At 62.9% G+C, this 26,399-nt stretch carries 24 protein-coding genes; 9 read left to right on the top strand and 15 right to left on the bottom strand.

Features of this window, described 5'->3' with window-relative positions:
* Positions 1 to 594, bottom strand: a complete 594-nt coding sequence (locus tag NKH01_RS00900) for a helix-turn-helix domain-containing protein (protein WP_352484512.1) — start codon at positions 592 to 594, stop codon at positions 1 to 3.
* A gap of 273 nt (positions 595 to 867) precedes the next feature.
* Here NKH01_RS00900 and NKH01_RS00905 point away from each other — a divergent pair, with 273 nt between their 5' ends.
* The gene (locus NKH01_RS00905; RefSeq protein WP_352484513.1) at positions 868 to 1,566 is read left to right on the top strand and encodes a nitroreductase; all 699 of its coding nucleotides are present in this window, start codon (positions 868 to 870) and stop codon (positions 1,564 to 1,566) included.
* Between the two features lie 20 nt (positions 1,567 to 1,586).
* On the opposite strand, the gene NKH01_RS00910 is transcribed toward NKH01_RS00905, so the two are convergent.
* From NKH01_RS00910 to NKH01_RS00925, 4 genes are all read right to left on the bottom strand, one after another.
* Positions 1,587 to 2,174: a sarcosine oxidase subunit gamma gene (locus NKH01_RS00910; RefSeq protein WP_352484514.1), complete on the bottom strand. Its 588-nt coding sequence runs from the start codon at positions 2,172 to 2,174 to the stop codon at positions 1,587 to 1,589.
* Positions 2,167 to 5,163, bottom strand: a complete 2,997-nt coding sequence (locus tag NKH01_RS00915) for a sarcosine oxidase subunit alpha (RefSeq protein WP_353018510.1) — start codon at positions 5,161 to 5,163, stop codon at positions 2,167 to 2,169. Before NKH01_RS00915 ends, NKH01_RS00910 begins: the two co-directional genes overlap by 8 nt.
* Positions 5,160 to 5,456, bottom strand: a complete 297-nt coding sequence (locus NKH01_RS00920; protein WP_353018511.1) for a sarcosine oxidase subunit delta — start codon at positions 5,454 to 5,456, stop codon at positions 5,160 to 5,162. The genes NKH01_RS00915 and NKH01_RS00920 overlap by 4 nt, the downstream gene beginning before the upstream one ends.
* A gap of 91 nt (positions 5,457 to 5,547) precedes the next feature.
* A complete protein-coding gene (locus NKH01_RS00925) occupies positions 5,548 to 6,807 on the bottom strand; it encodes a sarcosine oxidase subunit beta (protein WP_352861090.1) in 1,260 nt (419 codons plus the stop codon).
* 215 nt (positions 6,808 to 7,022) lie between these two features.
* On the opposite strand from NKH01_RS00925, the gene NKH01_RS00930 reads away from it, so the two are divergent.
* The 7 genes from NKH01_RS00930 (at position 7,023) to NKH01_RS00960 (ending at position 16,403) form a co-directional block, all read left to right on the top strand.
* A complete protein-coding gene (locus tag NKH01_RS00930; protein ID WP_352484517.1) occupies positions 7,023 to 9,512 on the top strand; it encodes a mechanosensitive ion channel family protein in 2,490 nt (829 codons plus the stop codon).
* Between the two features lie 156 nt (positions 9,513 to 9,668).
* Positions 9,669 to 9,932 (top strand): hypothetical protein, encoded by a 264-nt coding sequence (locus NKH01_RS00935; protein WP_023676533.1) that lies wholly within the window; start codon positions 9,669 to 9,671, stop codon positions 9,930 to 9,932.
* A gap of 268 nt (positions 9,933 to 10,200) precedes the next feature.
* The gene (locus NKH01_RS00940) at positions 10,201 to 12,762 is read left to right on the top strand and encodes a GcvT family protein (protein WP_353018512.1); all 2,562 of its coding nucleotides are present in this window, start codon (positions 10,201 to 10,203) and stop codon (positions 12,760 to 12,762) included.
* Between the two features lie 96 nt (positions 12,763 to 12,858).
* Positions 12,859 to 13,710, top strand: a complete 852-nt coding sequence (locus NKH01_RS00945; RefSeq protein ID WP_353018513.1) for a DUF1194 domain-containing protein — start codon at positions 12,859 to 12,861, stop codon at positions 13,708 to 13,710.
* Between the two features lie 111 nt (positions 13,711 to 13,821).
* Positions 13,822 to 14,772 (top strand): ABC transporter substrate-binding protein, encoded by a 951-nt coding sequence (locus NKH01_RS00950; RefSeq protein WP_352908296.1) that lies wholly within the window; start codon positions 13,822 to 13,824, stop codon positions 14,770 to 14,772.
* A 72-nt stretch (positions 14,773 to 14,844) separates the two neighbouring features.
* On the top strand, positions 14,845 to 15,621 hold the full coding sequence (locus NKH01_RS00955; protein ID WP_352484520.1) for an ABC transporter permease: 777 nt from the start codon (positions 14,845 to 14,847) through the stop codon (positions 15,619 to 15,621).
* Positions 15,618 to 16,403 (top strand): ABC transporter ATP-binding protein, encoded by a 786-nt coding sequence (locus NKH01_RS00960; protein WP_353018515.1) that lies wholly within the window; start codon positions 15,618 to 15,620, stop codon positions 16,401 to 16,403. The genes NKH01_RS00955 and NKH01_RS00960 overlap by 4 nt, the downstream gene beginning before the upstream one ends.
* A 32-nt stretch (positions 16,404 to 16,435) precedes the next feature.
* Here NKH01_RS00960 and NKH01_RS00965 read toward each other — a convergent pair whose 3' ends face one another.
* The 3 genes from NKH01_RS00965 to NKH01_RS00975 form a co-directional block, all read right to left on the bottom strand.
* Complete coding sequence (locus NKH01_RS00965) at positions 16,436 to 17,374, bottom strand: GlxA family transcriptional regulator (protein ID WP_353019158.1); 939 nt, start codon at positions 17,372 to 17,374, stop codon at positions 16,436 to 16,438.
* Positions 17,375 to 17,723: 349 nt separating this feature from the next.
* Positions 17,724 to 17,858, bottom strand: a complete 135-nt coding sequence (locus NKH01_RS00970) for a hypothetical protein (protein ID WP_013894968.1) — start codon at positions 17,856 to 17,858, stop codon at positions 17,724 to 17,726.
* Positions 17,859 to 18,193: 335 nt separating this feature from the next.
* The gene (locus NKH01_RS00975) at positions 18,194 to 18,379 is read right to left on the bottom strand and encodes a hypothetical protein (RefSeq protein ID WP_023719925.1); all 186 of its coding nucleotides are present in this window, start codon (positions 18,377 to 18,379) and stop codon (positions 18,194 to 18,196) included.
* Positions 18,380 to 18,609: 230 nt separating this feature from the next.
* Between NKH01_RS00975 and NKH01_RS00980 the strand changes: the two genes are divergently transcribed.
* Positions 18,610 to 19,509, top strand: coding sequence for a LysR substrate-binding domain-containing protein (locus NKH01_RS00980; protein ID WP_023676521.1), 900 nt, complete (start codon positions 18,610 to 18,612; stop codon positions 19,507 to 19,509).
* A 6-nt stretch (positions 19,510 to 19,515) separates the two neighbouring features.
* Here the strand turns inward: NKH01_RS00980 and NKH01_RS00985 are convergent, their stop codons facing one another.
* The 7 genes from NKH01_RS00985 to NKH01_RS01015 form a co-directional block, all read right to left on the bottom strand.
* Complete coding sequence (locus NKH01_RS00985; protein ID WP_023719926.1) at positions 19,516 to 20,499, bottom strand: alpha/beta hydrolase; 984 nt, start codon at positions 20,497 to 20,499, stop codon at positions 19,516 to 19,518.
* A 269-nt stretch (positions 20,500 to 20,768) separates the two neighbouring features.
* Positions 20,769 to 20,951 (bottom strand): hypothetical protein, encoded by a 183-nt coding sequence (locus tag NKH01_RS00990; RefSeq protein ID WP_023719927.1) that lies wholly within the window; start codon positions 20,949 to 20,951, stop codon positions 20,769 to 20,771.
* A 188-nt stretch (positions 20,952 to 21,139) separates the two neighbouring features.
* Positions 21,140 to 23,209 (bottom strand): ASKHA domain-containing protein, encoded by a 2,070-nt coding sequence (locus tag NKH01_RS00995; protein ID WP_352640483.1) that lies wholly within the window; start codon positions 23,207 to 23,209, stop codon positions 21,140 to 21,142.
* A 113-nt stretch (positions 23,210 to 23,322) separates the two neighbouring features.
* Entirely contained in the window at positions 23,323 to 24,297 is a 975-nt protein-coding gene (locus tag NKH01_RS01000; RefSeq protein ID WP_353018518.1) for a methyltetrahydrofolate cobalamin methyltransferase, read from the bottom strand.
* 80 nt (positions 24,298 to 24,377) lie between these two features.
* Positions 24,378 to 25,469, bottom strand: coding sequence for a methylenetetrahydrofolate reductase (locus NKH01_RS01005; RefSeq protein WP_353018520.1), 1,092 nt, complete (start codon positions 25,467 to 25,469; stop codon positions 24,378 to 24,380).
* Positions 25,466 to 26,089 (bottom strand): methylenetetrahydrofolate reductase C-terminal domain-containing protein, encoded by a 624-nt coding sequence (locus NKH01_RS01010; protein WP_353018521.1) that lies wholly within the window; start codon positions 26,087 to 26,089, stop codon positions 25,466 to 25,468. Before NKH01_RS01010 ends, NKH01_RS01005 begins: the two co-directional genes overlap by 4 nt.
* On the bottom strand, positions 26,082 to 26,384 hold the full coding sequence (locus NKH01_RS01015) for a virulence factor (protein WP_353018523.1): 303 nt from the start codon (positions 26,382 to 26,384) through the stop codon (positions 26,082 to 26,084). Before NKH01_RS01015 ends, NKH01_RS01010 begins: the two co-directional genes overlap by 8 nt.
* Positions 26,385 to 26,399: the final 15 nt, after the last annotated feature.

Genomic DNA, 26,399 nt, shown 5'->3' on the forward strand with positions numbered 1-26,399 from the left:
TCAATAGACGGGCGGCGAAACCACCCAGATCACCACAGCCGGTTCCGCTCCAGGATTGCGCCAGCGGAACGGCTTGCCGTCAAAGCGGAAGGAGTCGCCTGCTCCAAGCCGGTGCCAGACGCCGGCAATTTCGATGTCGAAGCTGCCGGACGCGACGTAGCCGGCTTCCTCGGTCGGCCGGCGGGCCTCGGTCTTCAGCTCGGCACCGGGGGCGAAGACCGAACGCAGCATCTCGAAGCTACCGCCGAGATCCGGCGACAGAAGCTCCTCCACCAGGCCGGAATCGCTTGTGCCAAGGGTGCGCCGGTTGCCGGCGCGCACGACCACGCCGCGTTCGGTCTCGACAGGCACGTCATGGCTGAAGAACAGGCTGACCGGCACGCCGAACAATTCGGCGAAGGCCCTGAGATCGCCGAGCGACGGGATCGACAGGCCGCGCTCGACCTGACTGACCCAGCCGACGGAACGGCCGAGCTTCAGCCCGATTTCGGCAAGCGTCAGGCCGCGCGCCTTGCGCAACGCGCGAATGTCGCCGGCCAGCAGCCGTTCGCCGTTATCTTGTTCCGGTGTTGCGGCGGTTGAGGGCAAAGCCATCCCTGTCTCGATGAAAAATTCCCAGCAAATTTCATGTGACCGCAGGTCTGTGAAAAAATCAAGATGATTTTCATGAACCCACAAGATTTACTTGCGCCATTTTGACGGTTCAGGCAAAGGCTCGGCACACGAGCGGCGAGTGGGGCGTCCGGTCGAGGCGGATAGGGCGTCGAGCGTTCATAGAAACTCGCAAGGATGCTCCATCACTTCTAGTCGGCGCATGATCCTTTCCGGAAAAGCCGGGTTCCAGGATTATGCGCAAAGGGACGGCCCATGCTGGAAAACAACTCCCGGATTGCGGCGGCGATCGTCGATGACGCGATCACCTCGCGCCGGTCCGTACGCGCCTTCTTGCCTGACATGGTCGATGACGACACCATCCGCGATATTCTCGCCGTTGCCGCGCGCGCGCCTTCAGGCACCAACATGCAACCCTGGAAGGTCTATGTGACCAAGGGCGAGGTCAAGCAGCGCATCACCGACGCCATTCTCAGTTCGGGCATCCGCGCCGAAAAGGCGGAGTGGGACGAGTACCGCTACTATCCTGACCAGTTCTTCGAACCCTATCTGACGCGACGGCGGGCCAACGGCTTCGGCCTCTACGGCGTGCTCGGCATCGGCCGGCGCGAGGTCGACAGGATGCGCGCCCAGCACGACCGCAATTTCGTCTTCTTCGATGCGCCGGTCGGCATGATCTTCACCGTCGACCGGCGGCTGAACAAAGGGTCGTGGATCGATTACGGCATGTTCCTGCAGAACATCATGGTCGCGGCGCGGGGCAGGGGCCTACACACCTGCCCGCAGGCCGCCTTCGCGCCCTATCACCGGCAGATCAGGCCGGTGCTCGACATCCCCGACGAGGAGATCGTCGTCTGCGGCATGGCGCTCGGCCATGAGGATACGTCCAAGCCCGAAAATGCCTTCCGCACCGACCGCGCGCCGCTGGAAGAGTGGGTTACGTTCGCGGAGTAGGGTGACGACGCGCCGTCTAGCTACTGCACTTCGTAACCGACTTCCTCGCTGGCGTGGCAGAGCGCCTTCCAGAACGAGCGTGCGAACGAGCGGAACACATAAATGTCGAATTGATCGGCGCCGGTGCGCTGGATCTGCGCGAAGACGTCGTGATGCATGGTCGAGCGGCCGGCGCCGATCGGGAAGGCCGGCAGCGCGAAGTCGATGGCGAAGAATTTTGCCAGGACCCACTCGGCCTTCGGCCCGGCGATACGGATCGCGGTGCGGCCGTGCGAAAGGTCGGTCACCGTACCGATAGCCGGAGTGACGACGTCGGCAAAGGCCGACGCCAATCCCTCGGCCTCATCGACCATTGTGAACTTTCCCGGCGCAAAGCCGAACACCGATCTGACGCCGTCCGTGACGCCGCCGCCGGCGCCGTCGGGCAGAGCCAGGCCGGTGACCGCATGGATGCCGGCCATCAACGCCTTCTCCTGGCCGGGCCAGGCGGCGAGCTGCAGGATCGAACCCGGCCTGGTTTCGGAGAGGATGATTTCGACACCGTGCTCGAAATTGCCATGCGAGCCTGGATGCAGCACCGGCTCAAGCGGTGATTGGCGCTCAACCATGCATGCGGCTCCCGTCCGGATCGAAGAAATGGTTGGAGACGATCTCGACCGGCCCGAACCGGTTGCGCAACGGGTCGGAGACATAAGCGCGCGTGCCGCGCCGCGCCTTGCCGCCCTTGACCAAGGCAAGCGCTATATATTTGCCGAGCGCCGGCGAATAGCAGCAAGCGGTGATGTGACCGAGCGAGCCGTGCGGATTGGCTTCGTCAAGCTCCTCGACGATGTGTGCGCCGCCGTTTAGCGGCTGGTTGTCGAGCGAAACAATACCGACGAGTTCCAGGCGGTCGGGCGCGATCAGCCCCTCGCGATCCATCATCGCCGAACCGATAAACGGCTTCTTCTTCGACAGCATCCAGTCGAGATGCAGGTCGCGCCCCGTGGTACGACCGTCGATCTCGGCGCCGGTGACGTGGCCCTTCTCGATGCGCAGGGTGCCCAGCGCCTCCAGTCCGTAGGTCACCAGCCCGAACGGCTTGCCGGCTTCGATCAGCGCCTCCCAGACATGGGTGCCGTAACCGGCGCCGGAATAGACCTCGAAGGCCATTTCGCCGGAGAAGGACAGCCGGCAGATCATCACCGGCACGCCGGCGATTTCGCCGTGGACGATGCCCATGAAGGGCAGGGCGGCATTGTCGACAGCGGTGCCGCTGACGCAAGCAGCCAATATCTGCCTGGCGTTCGGCCCGCCGATGGCGGCACCGGCCCATTGGTCGGTGACCGAGGTGACGTGGACCTTCAGCTCCGGCCAGATCACGTCGAGAAAATACTCCAGATGCTGCATTACCTTGCCGGCATTGGCGGTGGTGGTGGTCATCAGGAAATCCTGCTCGCCAAGCCGCCAGGTGGTGCCGTCGTCGAAGGCGAGGCCGTCCTCGCGCAGCATTAGCCCATAACGCGCCTTGCCGACGGCCAGCGTCGAAAACATGTTGGTGTAGACGCGGTCGAGGAATTCCGCCGCGTCCGGGCCTTGCACCGCGATCTTGCCCAGTGTCGAGACGTCGACAATGCCGGCGCTCTCGCGCGTGGCTCTCGCCTCGCGCACATAGGCCTGCTCGATCGTTTCACCGGGATGGCCGTAGATCATCGGCCGGTACCAGAGGCCGGCCGAATACATGGTGGCGCCGTTGGCGACGTGCCAGTCATGCATCGGCGTCAGCCGCTCGGGCTTCAGATCGCCGAAGCGTTCGGCGGCAAGCGAGCCGATCGACACCGCCGAAAAAGGCGGACGAAAGCGCGTCGTGCCGACCTGCGTGATCGGCTTGCCCAGCGCCTCGGCCATGATGGCGAGGCCTGGTATGTTGGAGCTCTTGCCCTGGTCGGTCGCCATGCCGAGCGTGGTGTAGCGCTTCAGATGCTCGACCGAGACGAAGCCTTCGCGATGCGCCAGCCGCACATCCTCTGATGTCACGTCGTGCTGAAAATCAACAAAGCTTTTTCCTGCGGCCTTGATCTCGAACACCGGTGCCGGATCGGGATCGCCAGGTGCTGCCTCGACGGCAGGCAAGGCCGCCGGCGTGGCTGTTGCGCCCGCACCGGAAAGGCCGGCGGCGCGACCGTCGGCGATCGCCTCGGCGGTGGAGAAACTGCCGGTGAAGGCGCCGGCGCCGATCCATTGCCGTGTTGTCGGTTTCGGCGGCAGGAACGCTTGTAACCCTTCGTTCCATTCCGCTTTGGCTCCGGCCTGGCTGGCCAGATGGATGGTCGGCGACCAGCCGCCCGACATCAGCAGGCAATCGGCGTGGATGCTGCGCGCATCGCCGGAAAGCGCGCCGTTGGCCATGTCGAAGCGCTGCACCTTGAAGCCGGAAAGCGCCTTGCCGCCCTCGGTGGCGATCACTGCGTGGCCAGAAAAGATCTCGGCCTCGGTCTCGCCGGCCAGCTTGCGCATTTCGCTCGAAAGCTCCGGGCGCACGTCGACGATGGCGACGACCGCGGCACCGGCCTTCTTCAACGCCAGTGCTGCGCGATAGGCGCTGTCATTGTTGGTGAACAGCGCGACCCTGTGACCCGGCAGCACGCCATATTCATTGGCATAGCGCTCGGCCGCATGCGCCAGCATCACGCCTGGCCGATCATTGCCAGGAAAGACCAAGGGACGCTCCAGGGAGCCGGTGGCCAGCACCACCGATTTGGCGCGGATGGTCCAGTAGCGATGGCGCGGCTCGCCTTTGTCCGGCGTTTCCTTATGGTCGGTGACGCGTTCGATCGCGGCAAGCGTGTTGCCGTCGTAATAGCCCCAGACGGTGGTGCGCGGCAGCAGGCGAACATTGTCATGGCCTTCGAGCTGGCCGGCGGCGCGCGCCGCCCAATCGGCGGCCGGCATGCCATCGATCGTCTCGCCCGACCAATTGGCCGAGCCGCCGAAATGCGGCTCGAGCTCGGCCAGGATGACGCGTGCACCCTGATCGGCGGCCGCCCTGGCGGCCATCAGCCCGGCCGGGCCGGAACCGACCACCAGCACGTCGCAAAACGCGTTCATGCGTTCGTAGCGCGCCGTATCGGGAGCCGTGCCTGCCTTGCCCAGGCCGGCGGCACGGCGGATGAAATGCTCGCAGAACATCCAGAAGCGCGTGCCCTTCAGCGGACCGACCACCGGTCCCATGAAGGTCTTGTAGTAGAAGCCGGCCGACAAAAGCTTGCCGCCGAGCTGGTTGATGGCATTGACGTCCCAGGCAAGCGAGGGGAAGCGGTTCTGGCTCATTGCGGCCAGCCCGTCATAGATCTCGACCACGGTGGCGGGAATGTTCGGCTCGCGAACCTCGCCCCTCAACACAGTCACGAGCGCGTTTGGCTCCTCGACGCCGGCAGTCAGCACGCCTCGCGGGCGGTGATATTTGAACGAACGCCCAAACAGGGTGACGCCGTTGGCCAGCAGCGCCGAAGCCAGCGTGTCGCCGGCATGGCCGGTATAAGGCGCGCCGTCGAAGGTGAAACGAATGGTCCGCAGCCGGTCGATGCGGCCGCCGGCCTCAGTACGGCGCGGGCTCATGACTTGTCCTCGGCCCTGTGCCGCGCAACCGAGTTGTGGTCGCCGCGCGCAAAGGCAGCGCTGGAGATCTCGTGCGTCAGCGTGTTGCGCACCACCCTGAGATGGGCGCGGCAGCCGCCGGAATGCTGCCAGATCTCATTGTGGTCGCCGGCGGGGTTCAGCCGGTCGTAGACATAAGCGTTCCAGGCGTCGAGGTTTTGCGACGCGGGCTGTGGGCGCTGGCGATTGCCGTCGCCCTGATAGGTGAATTCGATAACGTCGCGCGGGCCGCAATAGGGGCAGGTGATCAGCATGGATCTCTTAAACTTCTCGTTTGACCATGATCTTGTCCGAAAACCGGTTTCCACTTTTCGCTGACGCGGACCTGCGGTTCGGGATCATGGCCTAATGCAGCCGGGGCGTGGCGCCCTGGCCCTTGTCGTCGATCACCATGCCACGGTAAAAGCGGTCGAGCGTGAAGGCCGCGTTGAGATCGTGCGGCTCGTCCTTGGCAATGGTCCAGGCAAAGCACCAGCCGGAAGCCGGCGTCGCCTTGAAGCCGCCATAGCACCAGCCGCAGTTGAGATACATGCCCGGCAGCGGACCGGTGGTGATGATTGGCGAGCCGTCCATCGACATGTCGCAGACGCCGCCCCATGAGCGCAGCATGCGGACGCGGGCGAGCCCCGGGAACAGCGCCAGCATCTCGCTCATCACCTCATCGACGATCGGCAGGCTGCCGCGCTGGGCGTAGCTGTTGTAGCCGTCGAGGTCGCCGCCATAGACAAGGCCGCCCTTGTCCGATTGCGACATATAGAAATGGCCCATGCCGAAGGTCAGGACCGTATCGATAAACGGTTTCAGCGATTCCGTAACGAAGGCCTGCAGCACGTGGCTCTCGATCGGCATTGTCTCGATGCCGGCAAGCCGCATGACCCGCCCGGTGCTGCCGGCCACCGCGACCGCTACCTTTTTAGCGCGGATTTCGCCGCGGGTCGTCGTGACGCCGGTGATGCGGTCGCCGTCGCGCAGGAAGCCGGTGACCTCGCAGTTTTCGATGATGTCGACGCCGCGGCGATCTGCGCCACGCGCATATCCCCAGGCGACCGCATCGTGGCGGGCGGTGCCGGCGCGTCGCTGCATCAGGCCGCCGACGATCGGGAAACGCGCCGTGGCGGAGACGTCCAGCGCCGGCACCAGGCGGGCGATCTCCGCCGTGGTCATCAGTTCCGCGTCGACGCCGAGATGGCGCATGGCGTTGCCGCGCCGGGCATAGTCGTCGAGCTGGGCAGGTGTGTGGGCGAGGTTCAGGCAGCCGCGCTGCGAGAACATGACGTTATAGTTGAGGTCATGCGACAGGTTCTCCCACAGCTTCATCGAATGTTCGTAGAAGCGCGTGTTGGCGGGCAGCAGGTAGTTGGAGCGGACGGCCGTCGTGTTGCGGCCGACATTGCCGGAACCGAGCCAGCCCTTCTCCAGCACCGCGACATTGGTGATGCCGTGCTCTTTGGCGAGATAGTAAGCGGTCGACAGGCCATGGCCGCCGCCGCCGATGACGATGACATCGTAGGACGCCTTCGGGTCGGGCTTGCGCCAGGCCGGCTTCCAGTCCTTGTTTCCGGTCAGCGCGTTCTTGAGAAGCGAAAAGGCCGAATATTCCGCCATTCTTATTGTCATCCATTTCAGGCTTTGCGGCAGACTATAGAGCAGGCCGCCAACGCAAAGCCAAGATTGCGCCATCGCTTTTCGACTCCCCGACTTCGATTGGATTGGCCGACTTCGAAAGCGGGCCGTCAGGGACGGCTTGCCCCCAGATATGACGGTCTTTATCAAGAGCAGGCCTTTAGAACGCCTTATCGCCCGTGAGTCGCCAGACAATCATGTTTTTCCGACTGCTCCGCTTCGTTCTGGTCCTGATGCTTGTCGCCTCGGCGCCGCTTTCGTTGCGAGCGGTGGCGCAAGGGCTTGGCCAGGCGCCCGCGGGACTGGTCAGTGATCAGCAGAAAATCCTCCAGGACCTGACGACGAAGACCGACAATCTCGAAACGAAGTTCCAGCAGGACGGCGACGATGACGCCAGCCTTGTCGATATTCGGCTGCAGCTGGAAGAAATGTCGCGTGCCTCGCTCAACAGCGCGCTCGCTTTCCGGCCGCGGCTGAGCGAGATCAACAGCCGGCTAGAGCAGCTAGGCCCGCCGCCGGCCGCGGGCCAGCCGGCCGAGCCCGATATCGTGACCGGCGAACGCCAGGCGCTGGCCTCCGAAAAAGCCGAGATCAATGCCGTCATCGCCACGGCGCAAAACCTGTCGATCCGCATCAGCGGGCTGATCGAGAAGATCGGCAATATGCGCAGCGAGCTTTTCCGCAACCAGCTCACCAAGCGTTACGTGCTGTCCGATGCATTGAGCCCGGAGGTCATTTCCGATGCCAACAACGAATTTACCAGTTTCTACAAGGCGGTGTCGTCCTGGCTGAGCTTTGCCTTCAAGTTCAAGTTCCAGGCCGTTCTTGCCGCGGCCTTGATGGCGCTTGCCTTGGCCGCCGTGCTTTTCGTCGGCGGGCGGCGCCTGTTCGGCCGTGTGTTCGAAGCGGACCCCTCGGTGGAGGATCCCTCCTATCTCAGCCGGCTGTCGGTGGCGTTCTGGTCGACATTGCTGCCGACGCTGGCAGTCGGCGTCTTCCTTGCCTCGACCATTTTCTTTTTCAATTATTACAACGTCTTGCGCGGCGATATCGGCATCTTCCTGAATGCGCTGGCTGCCGTTGTCGCGGGTGTGTTCTGCGTCAACCGGCTGACCAATGCGGCGCTTGAGCCGCGACTGCCGAACTGGCGTCTGATCCCTGTCGAAACCGGCCCGGCGCGCTGGCTGGTGCGGCTGACGACGGCCATGGCCGTCGCCATCGGCATCAATTATTTCCTGTCGGTCGTGAACGACAAGATGGGCTCGCCGCTGTCGCTGACCATCGCCAGAAGCTTTGTCGCCACCATCATCGTCGGCGTCATCCTGATCCTGATGGGCCTGCTGAAGCCGTTCAAGGCCGCCGACGGGATCTGGCGGCCGTGGCCGGCATGGCTGCGTTACACCGCCGTGGCGCTGGGGCTGTTCACCATCGCGTCGGCGCTGTTCGGCTATATCGGCCTTGCCATGTTCGTCTCGGTGCAGGTCGTGATCACCGGCACCATCCTGGTCACCGCCTATATCGGCTTCCTGTCGGCGCGGGCGATCGGCGAGGAAGGCGGCTTCGCCAATAGCTCGATCGGCCGTTGGCTATCCGCCAATTCAAGCTATGAGCCGACCGCGCTCGACCAGCTCGGCCTGGTCGTCAGCGTCGCCATCAACGTGATGATCGTGCTGGTGTTCCTGCCGCTGATCCTGTTGACGTGGGGCTTCCAGCCCGGCGACATCCAGGCTTGGGCCTACAAGCTGGCAACGGGGCTGACCATCGGCTCGGTGACGATCTCGATCACCGGCATCCTCTCAGGCGTCGTTGTCTTCATCATCGGCTATTTCCTGACGCGCTGGTTCCAGGGATGGCTGGACGGCTCGGTGATGGCGCGCGGCCGCGTCGACACCGGCGTGCGCAATTCGATCCGGCTGGCGGTCGGCTATGCCGGCGTCGCCGTCGCGGCACTGGTCGGCATCTCGGCCGCCGGCATCGACCTCTCCAGCCTCGCGCTGGTCGCCGGTGCGCTGTCCCTCGGCATCGGCTTCGGCCTGCAGAATGTCGTCTCGAACTTCGTCTCGGGCCTGATCCTGTTGGCCGAGCGGCCGTTCAAGGTCGGCGACTGGATCGTCGCCGGCGACATCAGCGGCACTGTCAAGAAGATCAGCGTGCGCGCCACCGAGATCGAGACGTTCCAACGGCAATCGGTGATCCTGCCCAATTCAAACCTGATCAACAATGCGGTCGGCAACTGGACGCACCGCAACAAGCTCGGCCGCGTCGACATCAAGGTCGGCGTTGCCTATGGTAGCGACGTCAAGCACGTGCATGGCGTCCTTTTGGAGATCGCACGCAGCCATCCGCTGGTGCTGAAGAACCCGGAACCCTTTGTGCTGTTTTCCAATTTCGGCCCGGCCGCGCTCGAATTCGAGATTCGCGTGTTCCTGGCAGACGTTCTTAGTGGCAATATCGTCCAGAACGACATCCGCTTTGCAATCTTCGATGTGTTCGCCGACCAGCATATCGAAATTCCGTCGGCGCCGCGCGCCGTCGTCGAGACCAAAAAGCACGAGGCGTGGCCGATCGACGACGACAAGATCGAAGTCGAATTCGCCGAGCGAGAGCAAGCAAAAGCACTGGCAGTGGCGGAGGCGAAACGTCTCGCCAAGTCGGGACGCAAGGTGCGGAAGCCTGATCCTGACTAGCTGTTTGGAGCTTGCCTTCAAGCCTTCGGAAACCAATTGCGGCATGAATGCGGCATTCAGTTGCCGTTCAGCTTGCATTGCATATAAGCTCACCTGCAAACGGCGAGAATGCCTTGCAAAATGCAACAGAGGCGGTGGCAACACCGATACTGCAAAATGTGGAAGTCTCTCGTCGCCGCCATCGCTTTTCTGGCCGTGGGCGGTTCGGCCCATGCCGCCAGCGCGGTCAACAAGGACGCTGAGACCCGCACGCTGATCGTGACCGAAGGCGGCGGCAAGACCGAGCTGGCGCTGGCCGCCGGCGAAACCGTGGAATTTTGCCCGAGCGGCTGTTTTGTTACCTTGCCGAATGGCGACCTCGAGGCGCTGACCGGTTCGGAGACCATTGAGATCTCGGGCGGCGTCGCGCGCATCAAGTAAAGTCGACGCCATGATTTTTTAAAGGCCGGGCAAACGCCCGGCCTTTTATTTGCTTCCGGTAATCGGCGATGAAGGTATGCACTTTTCTTCGAAGCTGCGCAGGACGGGCTCTAGCAGCGCCTTCGTACTGAGCAGGGCGAAGGCGTAGGTCTAACTGCATTCGACGGGCTGGTGGCGCGGGCTTTTTTGGCGATGTCGCAAACAGGCTGCAAGCGCGGCGCGGCGCCGCCCTATAGTCTGGCGCAATAGCATCTTGGAGTCGCGGGCAATGGCAGGGTTTCCGGAAAAGGCGAAGGTCGTCATCGTCGGGCTTGGCGGCATCGTCGGCGCATCGGTCGCCCATCACCTGATCGAGCGCGGATGGGACGATATTGTCGGCATCGACAAATCAGGCATCCCGACGGATATCGGCTCGACGGCGCATGCCTCCGACTTCTGCTACACGACCAGCCACGATTTCCTGTCGTGCTGGACGACGCTCTATTCCATCGATTTCTACGAAAAGATGGGCCATTACGCGCGCATCGGCGGCCTCGAGGTCGCCCGCGTCGGCGACGACGCCCGCATGGCGGAGATCAAGCGCAAGATCGCCTCGGCGAAGGCCTTCGGCACACGCGCCCGCCTGATCGATCCCGCCGAGATCAAGGAAAAATTCCCGCTGATCGAAGAACAGATGGTACAGGGCGGCCTGTGGGATCCCGACGCCGGCCTCGTCATCCCGCGCTCGCAGACGGTCGCCGGCAAGCTGGTCGACCAGGCGGAAGCCTCCGGCAAAGTCAGGGCGTTTGCCAATACCTCCGCCAAGTCGCTCGTCATCGAGAACGGCCGCATCAAGGGCGTGGTGACCGACCGCGGCACTATCGAAGCCGACTATGTCGTGGTCTGCACCGGAATCTGGGGACGGCTTATTGCGGAAATGGCGGGCGAGGACCTGCCCGTGATGCCGATCGACCATCCGCTTACCTTCTTCGGGCCGTACACCGAGTTCGCCGGCACCGGCAAGGAGATCGGCTGGCCGCTGCTGCGCGACCAGGGCAACTCGGCTTACATGCGCGATACCGGCGATCCCAAGACGGCCGAAGGCGGGCAGATCGAGTGGGGCTACTACGAAGAGACCAATCCGCGCCTTTGCCATCCGCGCGACATTCTCGAGAAAAACGAGGCACGGCTTTCGCCGTCGCAGCGCGATCTCGACATGGAGCAGATCATGGCGCCGCTCGAGCGCGCCATGGAACTGACGCCGATCCTGGGCGAGTTGGGCTACAATGAGAGCCATTCCTTCAACGGCCTGCTGCAGGTGACGGCGGACGGCGGCCCGTCGATGGGCGAAAGCCAGAAGGTCAGGGGCCTCTGGTATGCCGTTGCCATCTGGGTCAAGGATGGCCCGGGCATGGGCAAGCTCATCGCCGACTGGATGACGGACGGCCGCACGGCGATCGACCACCACGCCATCGACTATTCGCGCTTCTATCCGCACCAGACGAAAGAGCAGTTCATCTGGGACCGCTGCACCGAAACGGCGATGAAGGTCTACAACCCGGCGGTGCATCCGCGCGAACCCTTCTCCAAGGCCCGCAATGTCCGCCGCTCGCCCTTCTGGGAGCGCGAGAAGGAACTCGGCGGCTATTTCATGGAGCTCGGCGGCTGGGAACGCGCCCATGGCTACGCCGCCAACGAGCATTTGCTCGAGAAATACGGCAACCGGGTGCCGATGCGTCAAAACGAGTGGGACAACCGCCATTTCTGGCGCGTCTCGAATGCCGAGCATCTCGCCATGAGCGAGGATTGCGGCATCGTCAACCTGTCGCATTTCGCCATGTACGACGTCGAAGGCCCCGATCACGTCGCGCTGATGGAATGGCTGTGCGCGGCAAAGATCGGCGGCGACGGCAATATCGGCAAGGGCATCTATACCCATTTCCTCGATGAGGAAGGCATGGTGCGCGCCGACCTGACCGTCATCCGCATGGCCGACCGCTGCCGCGTGATCGACGGCGCCGATGCCGGACCGCGCGACTTCCAGTACATGCGCCGGACGGCAGAAGACAAAGGCTTCGACGTTACCGTCACCGACGTGACCGAGAAGTACGTGACCGTCGGCATCTGGGGTCCGAATGCGCGGGCGGCATTGAGCAAGGTCGTGGAAAATCCCGACGGACTGACGCCGGAGAATTTTCCCTTTGCCGCCATCAAGCCTGTCAGGATCGCCGGCAAGGACGTGACCGCCTTCCGCATCTCCTATGTCGGCGAGCAAGGCTGGGAACTGCATATGCGCTACGAGGACGGCCTGGCCGTCTGGGACGCCCTGCGGTCGACCGGCGTAATGGCCTTTGGCGTCGAGACCTATGCCAACAGCCGCCGCATGGAGAAGAGCCTGCGCCTGCAGAACGCGGATCTCTTGACCGAGTACAATCTGCTGGAGGCTGATCTTGCCCGGCCGAAGGTCAAGGAGGCCGATTTCTGCGGCAAGGCAAAGCATCTGGAATATCGCGCCCGGGCGCATCAGCCGGCCATGCTTTGCACCCTTGTGATGACGGACAATACCGATTCCAACGGCGTTCCCCGCTATCCGGTCGGCACGATGCCGGTGATGGACCCGCAAACCGGTGAGACGCTGGTCGACGAGCTCGGCCGTCGGTCGTTCACGACCTCGGTGGCCTATGGTCCGACCCTCGGCAAGAATATCGCGCTCGCCTACCTGCCCTGGGCGTATTGCCAGGAGGGCAGCAAGCTGAGCGTCGAATATTTCGGCGAGAAATACCCGGTTGAAGTGGCCGCCGTCGGCTACAGGCCGCTCTACGACCCGGAGAACCTCAATCCGCGCAGCTGAACTTAGAGACATGCTCGCAAAAACGTGACTGGAATAGCCGCGCTCTCGGCCGGGCTTTCCTCTTTGTCGGTCGACGATTTTCGCTTACCGTGCGGCATGTCTGCTTTTGCCTGTGCAAGACATCTCGTCTCGGGTGCCGCCGCGCTGGCGTCGGTGCTATGGCCAACGGCAATCTCCCGCGCCGCCGAGCCGGTTGACGTCGAACTGGTGCTGGCAGTCGACGTGTCCTTGTCCATGTCGCCCGACGAGCTCGAAATCCAGCGCCACGGCTATGCGGCGGCGCTGACGCACGACGACGTGCTGCAGGCAATCGGCGACGGCGCTCACGGCAAGATTGCCGTCACCTATGTCGAATGGGCAGGCGCGACCTGGCAGCAGGTCGTGGTGCCGTGGACGGTAATCGCCAACCGTGCCGACGCCGAGCGGCTGGCAGCGCAGCTTTCCGCTCATCCGCCGGCCAGTGCCAGGCGCACCTCTATCTCCGGCGCCTTAGAATTCGCCAGCGATCTCTTTGCCGAAAGCGGCTTCCAGGGCGTCAAGCGGGTGATCGACATTTCGGGCGACGGCCCCAACAACCAGGGCGCACCCGTCGACATCACACGCGACGCCGTGATCAAGCAGGGCATCACTGTCAACGGCCTGCCGCTGATGACCAAGGGCGGCGGGTTCAGCAGCGCTTACGATGTCAACAATCTCGACCGTTACTACAGCGATTGCGTCATCGGTGGGCCAGGTTCCTTCATGATCCCGGTCAATGACTGGACGCAGTTTCCGGAGGCCATCCGCCGCAAGCTGGTGCTGGAGCTTGCCGGTCCGGCCTCGCCGCAGCGAGCGACGGAAGAGGCGGCGCATCCGCCATTGGTGCTGGCACAGGACATCCCCGTCACCGACTGCCTGGTCGGCGAAAAAATGTGGCGCGACCGCAGCTGGATGTACAACAGCCGCTAATGGCGAAGTTTGCTGCCGGCGGCCACATACCGCAGTGCAGCATCGGCTTCATTGACAAGCCTGCGGGCGTCTGTGACACAATTCCCATCCGAACAAAAAAGGGGAACCGACATGAACAGGATCGGAATTCTTGCCACAGGCTTGGCGCTTGCCGCTGGGTTGTGCGCGCCGGCGATAGCCGCCACATCGGTCAGCATCGGCATCAGCGGATGGACGGGCTTTGCGCCGCTGACGCTCGCCAAGCAGGCCGGCATCTTCGAAAAGCATGGCCTCGACGTCACCTTGAAGAAGGTGCCGCAAGCCAGCCGGCCGCTCGCCATCGCCAGCGGCGACCTGCAATGCGCCGCCACCACGGTCGAGACCTGGCTGGTCTGGAACGCCAACGGTGTGACGACTAAGCAGATATTCCAGCTCGACAAGTCCTACGGCGCCGACGGCATCGTCGCCCGCAACGACATCAAGACCGTTGCCGACCTCAAGGGTAAGTCGGTTGCGTCATCGGCGCCGGGCACGTCGCCCTATTTCATGCTGGCCTGGGTGCTCAACAAGAACGGCATGTCGACCAAGGACGTGACGGTCGTCAATCTGGAGCCGGATGCGGCGGCGCAGGCGTTTCTTGCCGGACAGAACGATGCGGCAGTCACCTATGAGCCGTTCATCTCGGCGGTGCGCGAAAAATCCGAGCAGGGGCATATCCTCGTGACCACTCTCGACTATCCGATGGTGCTCGACACCGTCGGCTGCACGCCGGAGTTCCTCAAGGCCAATCCGGATGCGGCCAAGGCGCTTGCCGACAGCTATTTCGAGGCGCTCGACCTGATCAAGAGCGATCCGGCGAAATCTTATGAGACGATGGGCGCCGACGTGAAGCAGTCGGCCAAGGAGTTCGAAGAGTCGGCCAAATACCTGAAATGGGCCGACAAGGCTGAAAACAAGCAGTTCTTCACCAAGGAGTTCCAGGACTTTTCCAAGACCGCCGGCGAGCTTCTGCTGCAGATGGGCCTGATCAAGGAAGCGCCCGACGTCTCGACATTGGCCGACACCAGCGCCGTCGCCGACTGACCGGCAGGATTGTCGCCCGGCGGCGGTGCCCTGCGCCGCCGCTTTTTCATTCAGATCAAAGGACGGTTGACGATGCCGCGCCCCTTGCATCCGGTCTCGCCCGGCATTCGAACCGTGCTCGGCATCTCGTTCTTCGTGCTGTTCGTGGCGTTCTGGGCGTGGATCACGCTTGGCGGCCACGTCAATCGCATCTTCCTTGCCGATCCGCTTTCGATGCTGAGAGACGGCTGGCGGCTGCTGGTCGAGGACCGCTTCTGGCTCGACATCCTCATCACCATCTGGCGCGTCTTCGGCGGGTTTCTGATGGCAGCCATCGTTGCCGTCCCGCTCGGCATCGTGATGGGCGCCTGGAAGCCCGTGGAGGCGTTCCTGGAGCCGTTCGTCTCCTTCGCCCGCTATCTGCCGGCATCGGCCTTCATCCCGCTGCTCATCCTGTGGGCGGGCGTCGGCGAACTCGAAAAACTGCTGGTGATCTTCGTCGGCTCGGTGTTCCAGATCATTCTGATCATCGCGGTCAAGGTCGGCGGCACACGGCGCGACCTGGTCGAGGCGGCCTACACGCTGGGCTCGTCCGACAACGGCATCGTGCGGCGCGTGATCATGCCGGCCAATGCGCCGGAGATTGCCGAGACCCTGCGCCTGGTGCTCGGCTGGGCCTGGACCTATGTCATCGTCGCCGAGCTGATCGGCTCGTCGTCGGGCATCGGTTACATGATCATCAACAGCCAATCGCGGCTGGCGACGGGGCAGATCATCTTCGGCATCATCGTCATCGGCCTGATTGGGCTGTTGTCCGATTTCGCCTTCAAGGCGCTCAACCGTTGGCTGTTTCCATGGAGCCTGGCGTGAGCAAGCTTCTTATTGAAGGCGTCTCGCGCACGTTTGCCGGTGTCGGCGGCGGGCAACCGGTCCAGGCGCTGATGCCGATCGATCTGGCGGTCGCCGCCAACGACTTCATCACCATCCTCGGGCCGTCCGGCTGCGGAAAGTCGACGCTGCTGAGGATCGTCGCCGGCCTCGAAGTGCCGAGTGAGGGCCGCGTGTTGCTCGACGGCAGGGTGGTGGACCGGCCGGGTCCAGACCGTGGCATGGTTTTTCAGTCCTATACGCTGTTTCCGTGGCTGACGGTCGCCGAGAACATCGCCTTCGGCCTGCGCGAACGCGGAATGGCCGACCGCGAGCGCAGCGACATCGTCGCGTCCTATGTCGATCTCGTCGGGCTGAGAGGTTTTGAGAACCATTGGCCGAAGCAGCTTTCCGGCGGCATGCAGCAACGCACGGCGATTGCCCGGGCACTGGCCAACGATCCGGAGATCCTGCTGCTCGACGAGCCGTTCGGCGCACTCGACAACCAGACCCGCGGGCTGATGCAGGAACTGCTTCTCGGCATCTGGGAGCGCCGGCAAAAGACGGTGCTGTTCGTCACCCACGACATCGAGGAGGCGATCTTCATGGCGTCGCGCGTGGTGGTGATGACGGCGCGGCCCGGCCGCATCAAGTCGGATGTTGCCGTCGACCTGCCGCATCCGCGCCACTATACGCTGAAGACCAGCCCGGAGTTTTCGGCACTGAAGGCGCGGCTGACGGAAGACATCCGCGTCGAGGCGATGCGCACGGCCGAAGCGCATTAACTCGGTGGACTTTCTTCAGCTGATGACTCGGATCAAGCCGCCAGAAGCTGCTTGCGGTCGACGCGTTCTTGTTGCGGCGAGCGGGCATAGAGTTCGCGATAGCATTTGGAGAAATGCGAGGCGGAAACAAAGCCGCAGGCGACTGCCACTTCGACCACCGGCAACGACGACTGGATCAGCAGGTGCCGGGAGCGGTCGAGGCGGATCTCGAGATAGTAACGGGCAGGGGAGCGCCCCATCTCGGTGCGGAACAGGCGCTCGATCTGCCGGCGCGACAGGTCGACATGGTCAGCGATCTCGATCAGCGAGAGCGGCTCGGAGAGATTGGCCTCCATCAGCTCGATAATGGTCAGAACCTTGGAATTCTGCACGCCAAGGCGCGCGCGCAGCGGCAGGCGCTGGCGGTCGGTCGGGCTGCGCACGCGATCGGTCAGCACCTGCTCGCAGACGCGGTTGACGAGGCTTTCGTCGAAATCGTCGCCGATCAGCTTCAGCATCATATCGAGCGCGGCGGTGCCGCCGGCGCAGGTGTAGATGTTCTGGTCGATCTCGAAGAGGTCGGCGAAGACATTGGCCTTGGGGAACGCCTCGGAAAAGCCCGGCAGGTTCTCCCAATGGATGGCGCAGCGCTTGTTGGACAGCAGGCCGGCGGCGGCCAGGATATGCGCGCCGGTGCACAGGCCGCCGACGGCAACGCCGCGATTGTACTCCTCGCGCAACCAGGCAAAGGCCGATTTGTTCTGGTAGCGCTCGACATTGATGCCGCTGCAGACGATGGCCATGTTCGGCCGATCCGGTCCGGACATTTTCTTGCGCTCTTCCTCCAGCGAGGTGTTGACGGCGCATTCGACGCCATTCGAGGCGCGCACCGGCTTGCCGTCTATGCTGGCGAGCCGCCAGCGATAGGCTTCATAGCCGAGCATGCGGTTGGCCGAACGCAACGGATCAAGCGCCGTCGCGAAGGCGATCATGGTGAAATCGGGGACCAGGAAGAATACAAACGATCGCCGGATCGGGTGCTTTACGACGTTCACGGGTAGATCCTCACGCTGCAATGGCGCGAACAGGATGTCGCGATCAGCATAGCGACATCAGGAAAAACGTTTCCTGTCAATTGGCTAGATGGCAACGGAAAAACTTTATTTGCGACATGGGTCGCAAATGGGCAATCGCTATGCGGCGAAGGGCACAGCGTGCCGCCGGATTGTCCAAACGAGCCGACGCGGCCTGCGCACACGAAAACGCCGCCTCGGCAAAGCCGAAGCGGCGCTGGATCGACTTCGAAGCAGCGCTAGGCTGCTTCTGCCAAGATTTGCTGTCTCAGGCGACAAAGCCGAGGCGCGCGGCGGCCATGGCACCGGTCTGGCCAGGCATGGTGTTGGCCAGGCGCTGGCGCTCGAGCGCGGTCGTCAGGTTCATTTCGCGGCGGGCAAAGAGGCGGGCAAAAAGCTTCATGATCATCTCCATTCGGTTGCTCAGACGGGTCGCCTTCGCTTGATGGAGTGGGGCAGCTCGTTTGTTGATGATGATATAGGCTTAGGTGAGGGGAAACTAAATCGCAAAAGCGAAGCACTTGATATGAAAAGCGACACGGAATGCGACAAATTTGGGCATTCTGCCCAGGGATTTGCAATTATTTACAACGTGTTGACTGCCGGCGCGGGCTGCTATGCGACTTGCTCATATGCGGCATGCGATGGCGACATGGCTCGGGGAAATCATTTGAATACAAACAAAAAGGCCTGCCGGGCTGATCTGCGCGGCAGGCCTTCAGCTGTTGATACACACGGTTACTTTGCTCCAGCCCAAGATCCCACACCATGGCGAGTGCCAGTCTTGGCATCAGCAGCTTCGGGCCAGCCGATATCCTTCTGCAGTTCAATCGGCAGCGCGCGGATGGCGCGTTCCGTCTGGTAGCGGGCACGGGCCTCGCTGAACTCGGTCGCGATCCGACCGATGGATGACAGGATAGACATCTCATTCTCCTTCGCGTTGGGCCGGGATTGTCCCGGCGCTTGCAGCGTCAGGCGGTACACCGGGTTTGTTTCAGCTTCATTTCGTGTCGATTGCAGGTCCGTGTCATGGTTGTTTCGGGACCACTTCTACGTGTCTTGCCTTCGATGGAGTTGACTATCCTCCCAAACTGATGTTCAATCAAACGAAATGGAATGATGGTTTGCATCAGAAAAATTGAAGGTCGCTTCCCATGAACGCCCCACTCAATCATCCACTGCCGCTGCTCGATCTCGATGTTCTGCGCACTTTCGTCGCAATCGCCGAGACCGGCAGTTTCACCACTGCGGCCAATGCGGTCTTCCGCACGCCGTCGGCCGTCTCCATGCAGATCAAGAAGCTGGAGGACATTCTCGGCCGCTCGGTGTTCGCGCGCGACGCCCGTTCGGTGACGCTGACCACCGATGGCGAGATGCTGCTCGGCTATGCGCGCCGGCTGCTGTCGATCAATCGCGAGGTGGTGTCGAAGTTCATCATTCCAGACATTGTCGGGGTGGTGCGGCTCGGCTCGCCGGACGATTACGGCGAACGTGTGCTGCCGCATGTGCTGAAGCGGTTCGCACAATCGCATCCATCGATCGCAGTCGACGTCACCATCGACCAGAGCGTCAATTTGCGCCGGCGCATGGACGACCGGGCGCTCGACATCACGCTGCTCACCAACTCCTACAAGACCAGCGCGATCGGAGCCGAAGTGCTGCTCACAGAGCCGATCGTCTGGGCCGGTGCCAAGGGCGGTTGCGCGCATCTGCGCGAGCCGCTGCCGGTCTCATTGTGGGAAGAGGGCTGTGCCTGGCGGGCAGGGGCATTGGAGGCGCTTGGCCGCGAGGGCCGCAACTACCGCATCGCCTATATGAGCGCACACACGGCCGGCCAGCGCGCCGCGATCATGGCGGATCTTGCAGTCGCGCCGCTGCCGAAATCATTCCTCGGCAGTGACATGGTCGAGTTGTGCCCGAAGGACGGCATGCCTGACATCGGCACCTACAATCTCGCCATGGTGGTGACGCCAGACGCCAGCGCGCCGGTGAAGGCAGTCGCCGACCATATCCGCGCGACGTTTGAGATGTTCAGGGAAACTGGGAAGTTCTGACCCAAACTACGACCTGAGCGGCGCAACCAGATCGCGAGGGGTTCCGTCGCGGTCTGTCCTCTGCAGCGACAACACGCCTGCCGTGGCATGATAACTGTCAGTTTCGTTGGTCAAGAAGGCCACTATACTGTCCCGCGCGCGTCGCGCCTCCGGCATGTCGATCAACGGCCAGACATGGAACATGCCTTGCTCGTGGACGACCTCAATTTCGACGCCGGCCGCGCGTGCCTTTTCCGCGAAGATCAGATTGTCGGGGGTGAGCAGATCGCGTGAACCGGTCAGCAGCAACGTTTTGGGCAGCACCGACAGGTCGCCGTAAACCGGGCTGATGCGCCAGTCGGTGGGATCTATACCGGCGCTGTAAAGCCGGATCGCCTCGCGGCCGCCAGCAATGCCCAGCCACGGATCGTTGCGTTCAGCCTCATACATTTCTGGGTTGGCGAGCGACACGTCGAGGCCGGGCGAAATCAGCACGTGGCGTGATGGCAAGGGCAGGCCGTCTTGCGCAGCCATCATGGTCAGCACGACGGCCATATTTCCGCCGGCGGAATCGCCCATGAAGATGATGTCATTCGCCCCGGTTTCGCCGAACATCTGGCGGTAGACGGCGCCGACCATGCCGAACATGGCGTGGAAATCGTGTTCGGGAGCAATGGGATAGATCGGCACAGTGATGCCGAACCCGAGACGGTCGGCCATGTCCGCGATCAGCCGCCAATGATAGGGTGTGATTTCAAAGACGTAAGCGCCGCCGTGCAGGTAGAGAATCCGCCGCCGCTCGCCAGCCTTGGGCGCGATCTCGTAGACGGGGAAGCCGCTGATCGTGCGGGTTGTGATCTCCAGGCGCGACTGCAGCGACGCAGGCGGCTGATGGTTTTCAGTCTTGCGCGCATAGGCGATCCAGCGCTGCAGGTTCTCCGGGCTGGAAAACGCCTTCTTGCGGCTGTACCTGAGGACGAACGACACGACGTGGCTTTTGAGGCTGGGCATACAGATACACGGACTTCCGCTGAGCCGACTAAGAGAACCCCCGACTATTTCGAAGATTGTGTCGCCACCAAAAAAGTCAAGATTTATGCGATCTCAACACGGTGGTTTGATCCCGGCCGGCGACAAAGCGTCCGGCCTATGGAGTCCCTGGCCCAGCGGCGCAGCTCAACGCCGGGGCAGTAATGCGGCGCGCAGCCAATTGCTGGGTGCAGCCGGAGCCGCATTGCGGCCCCGGCGAATACCGAGCAGCTTGCATTTGTCGGTGAATTTCATCCGCGCTGCATGCCCCAGCCGACCGAAAGCTGCTTTTTGCTCGATCGCGGCGACACCGGCCAGCCAATGTCCTTCTGGATCTCAGGCGGCAGGCTGTTCAGGATGCGCAGCGACTTGCGCGCTTCGCGTGCTTTCTTGAAGGCCGCACCATAGCGGCCGAGGCTTTCGAACATCGACATCTTGATCTCCTTTGGAGCGTTGCGGTGGCCGGAAACTGGTTCTGCCTGCCGTTCGATGCCGGTTAAATGCACCGCCTATGTATCTGGCGGATTTCACGAAAACGCGATTTCGTTTCCAGATCGGCGCGATCTGGAAACATTTGCATACAAATGAAAATGGAAGGTATGACAGGCCTAGCGGGGGCGAGTCATCCCCGCCCGCGCCGCGCGGCGTGGCCTTCGCGCGAACGCCGCCGCGGGGCGGCGTCGCCGGCAATGCCGTCTTCGCTCACCGTCTTGCGCGGCGGCAGTTTGACCGCCGCCGAAAGCTTGGGGAACGGGTCGATCTTGTTCGGCAGCGCCATGGCGTAGACGAAATGCTCCTGGAATTTCGGCTCCAGGGCCGTCTCAATCTTCTCGATCCTGCTGACGGTTTCCTCGATCTCGCGGCGATAGCCGCGGTTCAACAGCGCCATGCGGGCACCGGCGCCGGCCGCATTGCCAACGGCCGAGACCTTGTCGAGGTCGCAATCCGGGATCAGGCCCAGCACCATTGCGTATTTCGGGTCGATGAACGAGCCGAATGCGCCGGCGAAGTGGATGCGGTCGACATGATCAGTGTGCTGCTTTTCCATCAAAAGCTTGGTGCCGGCATAAAGGGCGGCCTTGGCAAGCTGGATAGCGCGCACGTCGGTCTGGGTGATGGTGATCTTGGGCCCGCCTTCCTTCAGCACATAGGAGAAGGTGCGGCCGTTGGCGACGACGCGCGGCGAGCGGGCGCTCAGCGATCCGTCGACGACACCGTCCTCGGAGATGACGCCGGCGAGATACATCTCGGCGACTACCTCGATGATGCCGGAGCCGCAGATGCCGGTGACGCCGGTCGCCTGCACGCTGTCGAGGAAGCCCGGCTCGTCGGACCAGAGTTCCGAGCCGATGACGCGATATTTGGGCTCCAGCGTTTCGGGATCGATACGGACGCGCTCGATGGCACCCGGTGCGGCGCGCTGGCCGCCGGAGATTTCCGCGCCCTCAAAGGCCGGGCCGGTCGGCGAGGATGCCGCCACGACCCGCTGGCGATTGCCGAGCACGATCTCGGCATTAGTGCCGACATCGACGATCAGCATCATTTCGTCCTGGCGGTGCGGCCCCTCCGACAGCGTCACCGCCGCCGCATCGGCGCCGACATGGCCGGCAATGCAAGGCAGCATATAAAGCCTGGCGCCCTGGTTGAGCTTCAGGCCGATATCCGATGCCTTGATGTGGACGGCGCCGGAGATCGCTAGCGCGAAGGGAGCGCCGCCGAGCTCGGTCGGATCGATGCCGAGGAACAGATGGTGCATGATCGGATTACCGACGAAAACGGAATCCAGTATGTCGTTGCGCTGGACGCTGCCTTCGGCGCAGACCTTGTCGACGAGGCCCGAAATGGCCTCGCGCACGGCGACTGTCATGCCTTCGCGGCCGTCCGGGTTCATCATCACGTAAGAGACGCGGCTCATCAGATCCTCGCCGAAGCGGATCTGCGGATTGGATGTACCCGACGAGGCGGCGACGCGGCCCGATAGCAACGACACCAGATGCATGGCGATCGTGGTCGAGCCGATATCGCAGGCAAGCCCGTATGCCTCGTTCTTGAGGCCTGGCCACAAGGCGATGACCCGTGCGGTCTCGCTGTCGGTGTCCTTGTGGATGGCGGCGGTCGCGGCCCAGTTGCCTTTGCGCAAAATGCCTTGCACCTGCGGCAACAGATGGAAATCGAAATCGAGGCTCTTGAGGCCCCAGTCCTTCATCAGCGCGATTTTCAGGCGGTCGAGGTCGCCGAGCGGCTTGTGCATGTCGGGTTCTTCGATCTCGACATAGCACATGCGGATTGCCGCATCGCGGGCGATGACCCTGGTGTCGGCGTCTTTGCGGATGGTTTGCGCGTTGATGACGGTGTCCTGCGGCACGTCGACGACGAGATCGCCGAGAATCTGCGCCGAGCAGGACAGGCGGCGGCGTTCGGGCAGCCCACGAACGCGCTCGTAGCGCTCTTCCTTTGCGCCCTTGGGCGAGATGTGGTCGTTGGAGGAAACGATCTTGTGCTTGGCGAAATTGCCTTCCTGCACCTCGATCTGGCAACGCCCACAAGTGGCACGCCCGCCGCACACGCTCTCGACATAGACACCGAGCTGGCGCGCGGCATCCAGCACCGGCGTGCCGACCGGAAACCGCCCCCGCTTGCCAGACGGCATGAACAGCACGAGCGGATCGGTGATGTTGACGGGAGAGTTCATACGTTCCAGACTTTACTTTCTACGCTGCTCAGGTCTTGGCCGCGGCAGCGATGCCGCAGTGTTTCGGTTCCTCTCCAGTCCTAGGCCCCATATCGTGTCGGCCAAGCCATGGCTCAACCCCGGGCCATCCGCGCTTCGCGGCCGCCGCGCCTGCGTCCGCCATTGCCATTGCCATCGCCCGGCGCGTTGACCTGCGCCCGGGCGGCAACGGCCTGGCCGCCTTCGGCAGGCCTGTAATCCTTGTAGGTCCTGATCCAGTTGGTGCAGTTCTCATCGGTGCCGTTCAACACGTTGGCGCCGCGCACCGCTTCCATTTCCTGCGGCCGCACCGGGTTCATGATCGCCGAGGTCATGCCGGCGCCGATCACCATCGGGATGAAGGCGGCGTTGATGCCATGACGGTGCGGCAGGCCGAACGAGATGTTAGAAAGACCGCAGGTGGTGTTGACCTTGAGCTCCTCGCGCAGCCGGCGTAGCAAGGCAAACACCTGGCGGCCGGCATCGCCCAACGCGCCGATCGGCATGACCAGCGGGTCGACGACCACGTCATGCGCCGGAATACCGAAGTCTGCGCAGCGCTGAACGATCTTCTTGGCGACGGCGAAGCGCACGTCGGGGTCCATCGAAATACCGGTCTCGTCGTTGGAAATGGCGACGACCGGAACGTTGTATTTCTTGACCAGAGGCAGGATGGCCTCGAGCTTTTCCTCCTCGCCAGTGACGGAGTTGACCAGCGGTCGGCCCTTGGCGACTTTCAGCGCCGCTTCGATCGCCGCGGTCACCGAGGAGTCGATCGACAGCGGCAGGTCGACCAGGCCCTGCACGATCTCCAGGGTCTGCACCAGCAGGCCGGGTTCGGTCTCGTTCGGGTTGACCGAGGTGACGCCGGCATTGACGTCGAGCATGGTTGCGCCGCAGGCGGCCTGTTCCAGCGCATCCCTGATGACGGTCTCAAAATTGCCCGCGATCATTTCGGCGGCCAGCTTTTTGCGGCCGGTCGGGTTGATGCGCTCGCCGATCACGCAGAAGGGCTGATCGAAGCCGATGATGATTTCTCGTGTCGCCGAGGCGACGATGGTCCGGGTCATGAAATCTCTCCATCGTGATATAAAGAGTTCTTTATATCGTTATCTGTTTCCGATCAAGCGAATGCTGACGATTCGCGCTGTCAATGCGCGGTCTTGACCATGTCGACCTGGGTTTCGGTGAGGTCGTCATGCAGTATGTGGTCGAGCCGGTCGGCAACGAGCTGGTCGTCGCGGCGGATTTCGCGCTTCCACGGCCGGCGGCCCTTCAGCACGCCGGACTCGTCGACGATCTCGGCGACATACTCTTCCTGGCGATAGGCCATCACATGGACGCCGGACACACCTGGAATTTCCTTCACCTCATTGATGATGTCGATGCAGAGCTGCTTGCCTTCCTTCTTCTGATCCTGAGCGCCTTCCAGGCGCTTGACGATCTGATCGGGAATGTGAATGCCCGGCACGTTGGAGCGGACCCATCTGGCCGTCTTGGCCGAGGCCAGCGGCCCGACTCCGCACAGGATGAAGCATTTCTCGGTATAGCCGAGGTCGCGGACCTTCTGCATGTAGGTGCGGAACATCGGTACGTCGAAGCAGTACTGGCTCTGCACGAACTGCGCGCCGGCGGCGATCTTCTTGCCCAGCCGATACGGCCGGAAATCGATCGGCGGCGCGAACGGGTTGATGGCCGCGCCAAGGAAAAGCTGCGGCGGCGTGGTGAGTTTGCGGCCGGACAGGAATTTGCCGTTATCGCGCATGATGCGGCAGGTTTCGAGCAGCGACATGCAGTCGAGATCGAACACCGGCTTAGCGCCGGGCTGGTCGCCGGCCTGCACGCCGTCGCCAGTCAGGCACAGCATGTTGGCAACACCCATCGCGGCACCCCCCAGCACGTCGCCCTGGATGGCGATGCGGTTCCGGTCGCGGCAGGCGATTTGCATGATCGGGGCATAACCCATGCGGGTCAGCAGCGCGCAAATACCGACCGACGACATGTGGCAGTTGGCCCCGGAAGCGTCGACGGCATTGATCGCGTCGACCCAGCCCTCGAAAATCCTGGCGCGGTTGTAGACGTCTTCCGGATCGGCGCTGTCGGGCGGATTGAGCTCGGTCGTCACTGCGAACTCGCCGCGCCGCAGAACCCGCTCAAGCCGGCCGCGCGAGGTGTGGCCGGGCAGGGGATCGAGCGGCAAATGGATGCCGGCCGGATTCTCGTCTGGCTGACGGCCGATCATGCCGACGCTCCGGTGTTCGTAGTATTCTGGGCCGCATTGCGGGCGGCCGCGGCCTGCGCGGTCACCCGCAGCCAGGCGGAGGTTTCGCGCAAGGACTGATCCACCGGCTTCTGCACGTCCAAAATCTTGTCGCGATGCACCATGTTCTGCGAGCCTTCCCATGCCTTGACCCAGACGCAAGGCATATCAGGCTCGACCTCGCAATTGCCGTTGGCGCGCACACCGCCGCAAGGGCCGTTGCGCAATTGCTTAGGGCAGTTCATCGGGCACGACATGCCGGTCGAGGAAAGAATGCACTGACCGCACATGCGGCAGTCGAACATGAAGCCCTTGACGCGCTTCTCGACGAATTTCACCGGCCCTTCGACACGGCTGTAGCCGATGCCCTTCCATAGCGGGTGGAGAGTCAGGAACATGTCGGCGAATTTGGCGTAGAACCATTCGAGCAGCCGCGAATGCCGCACCGACCAAAGCCGCACCGCAAACGAGCGCTGCACGCGCCGCTGCGGCGACACGTCAGCCGGCTTGTAGTCGGATTTCGGCGCCGCCTTCTTGACGATTGTCGCCTGGGTCACGCCGGCTTGAGCCGTCGTCGCCGGCATTGATTGGGGATCAGACATTTTCTTTGCCGCCCGCCTTGACCAGAGCGACCAACCGCTCACGGTCGTATTTCGCATCGAGCTCCCGAAGAGCCTTCTCGGCCTCGACTTCAAGATCGTCACTGACTGGGATGGGCTCTGCCTTGCGCCATTCGGCAAGGTAGTCGTCGGTGCCGCCGGCGCCGGTGCGCATGGCGCACATGTCGATCGCCTCGGTGAAGCGCAGCGGCAGTTCGCGCTTGGCGTTCTGCCGGCCCCTCTTGACGATGACCTGGGCGGGGATGTCGCGCCAGTAGACGACGATCAGATCGGCCATGAATTCCTGCTCCTG

It is taken from the genome of Mesorhizobium sp. M1403, assembly GCF_040317695.1.
Lineage (GTDB): Bacteria > Pseudomonadota > Alphaproteobacteria > Rhizobiales > Rhizobiaceae > Mesorhizobium.

Excerpts from the sequence above, each read along its gene's own strand:
- NKH01_RS00950 (WP_352908296.1), top strand. The coding sequence starts at position 13,822 with ATGAACAGGATCGGAATTCTTGCCACAGGCTTGGCGCTTGCCGCTGGG.
- NKH01_RS01015 (WP_353018523.1), bottom strand. The coding sequence starts at position 26,384 with ATGGCCGATCTGATCGTCGTCTACTGGCGCGACATCCCCGCCCAGGTC.
- NKH01_RS00930 (WP_352484517.1), top strand. The coding sequence starts at position 7,023 with ATGTTTTTCCGACTGCTCCGCTTCGTTCTGGTCCTGATGCTTGTCGCC.
- NKH01_RS00965 (WP_353019158.1), bottom strand. The coding sequence starts at position 17,374 with ATGATCGCCTTCGCGACGGCGCTTGATCCGTTGCGTTCGGCCAACCGC.
- NKH01_RS00915 (WP_353018510.1), bottom strand. The coding sequence starts at position 5,163 with ATGAGCCCGCGCCGTACTGAGGCCGGCGGCCGCATCGACCGGCTGCGG.
- NKH01_RS00920 (WP_353018511.1), bottom strand. The coding sequence starts at position 5,456 with ATGCTGATCACCTGCCCCTATTGCGGCCCGCGCGACGTTATCGAATTC.
- NKH01_RS01000 (WP_353018518.1), bottom strand. The coding sequence starts at position 24,297 with ATGACCCGGACCATCGTCGCCTCGGCGACACGAGAAATCATCATCGGC.
- NKH01_RS00935 (WP_023676533.1), top strand. The coding sequence starts at position 9,669 with ATGTGGAAGTCTCTCGTCGCCGCCATCGCTTTTCTGGCCGTGGGCGGT.
- NKH01_RS00995 (WP_352640483.1), bottom strand. The coding sequence starts at position 23,209 with ATGAACTCTCCCGTCAACATCACCGATCCGCTCGTGCTGTTCATGCCG.
- NKH01_RS00980 (WP_023676521.1), top strand. The coding sequence starts at position 18,610 with ATGAACGCCCCACTCAATCATCCACTGCCGCTGCTCGATCTCGATGTT.
- NKH01_RS00990 (WP_023719927.1), bottom strand. The coding sequence starts at position 20,951 with ATGTCGATGTTCGAAAGCCTCGGCCGCTATGGTGCGGCCTTCAAGAAA.
- NKH01_RS00925 (WP_352861090.1), bottom strand. The coding sequence starts at position 6,807 with ATGGCGGAATATTCGGCCTTTTCGCTTCTCAAGAACGCGCTGACCGGA.
- NKH01_RS00910 (WP_352484514.1), bottom strand. The coding sequence starts at position 2,174 with ATGGTTGAGCGCCAATCACCGCTTGAGCCGGTGCTGCATCCAGGCTCG.
- NKH01_RS00955 (WP_352484520.1), top strand. The coding sequence starts at position 14,845 with ATGCCGCGCCCCTTGCATCCGGTCTCGCCCGGCATTCGAACCGTGCTC.
- NKH01_RS00975 (WP_023719925.1), bottom strand. The coding sequence starts at position 18,379 with ATGTCTATCCTGTCATCCATCGGTCGGATCGCGACCGAGTTCAGCGAG.
- NKH01_RS00945 (WP_353018513.1), top strand. The coding sequence starts at position 12,859 with ATGTCTGCTTTTGCCTGTGCAAGACATCTCGTCTCGGGTGCCGCCGCG.
- NKH01_RS00900 (WP_352484512.1), bottom strand. The coding sequence starts at position 594 with ATGGCTTTGCCCTCAACCGCCGCAACACCGGAACAAGATAACGGCGAA.
- NKH01_RS00985 (WP_023719926.1), bottom strand. The coding sequence starts at position 20,499 with ATGCCCAGCCTCAAAAGCCACGTCGTGTCGTTCGTCCTCAGGTACAGC.
- NKH01_RS01010 (WP_353018521.1), bottom strand. The coding sequence starts at position 26,089 with ATGTCTGATCCCCAATCAATGCCGGCGACGACGGCTCAAGCCGGCGTG.
- NKH01_RS00940 (WP_353018512.1), top strand. The coding sequence starts at position 10,201 with ATGGCAGGGTTTCCGGAAAAGGCGAAGGTCGTCATCGTCGGGCTTGGC.
- NKH01_RS00905 (WP_352484513.1), top strand. The coding sequence starts at position 868 with ATGCTGGAAAACAACTCCCGGATTGCGGCGGCGATCGTCGATGACGCG.
- NKH01_RS01005 (WP_353018520.1), bottom strand. The coding sequence starts at position 25,469 with ATGATCGGCCGTCAGCCAGACGAGAATCCGGCCGGCATCCATTTGCCG.
- NKH01_RS00970 (WP_013894968.1), bottom strand. The coding sequence starts at position 17,858 with ATGAAGCTTTTTGCCCGCCTCTTTGCCCGCCGCGAAATGAACCTGACG.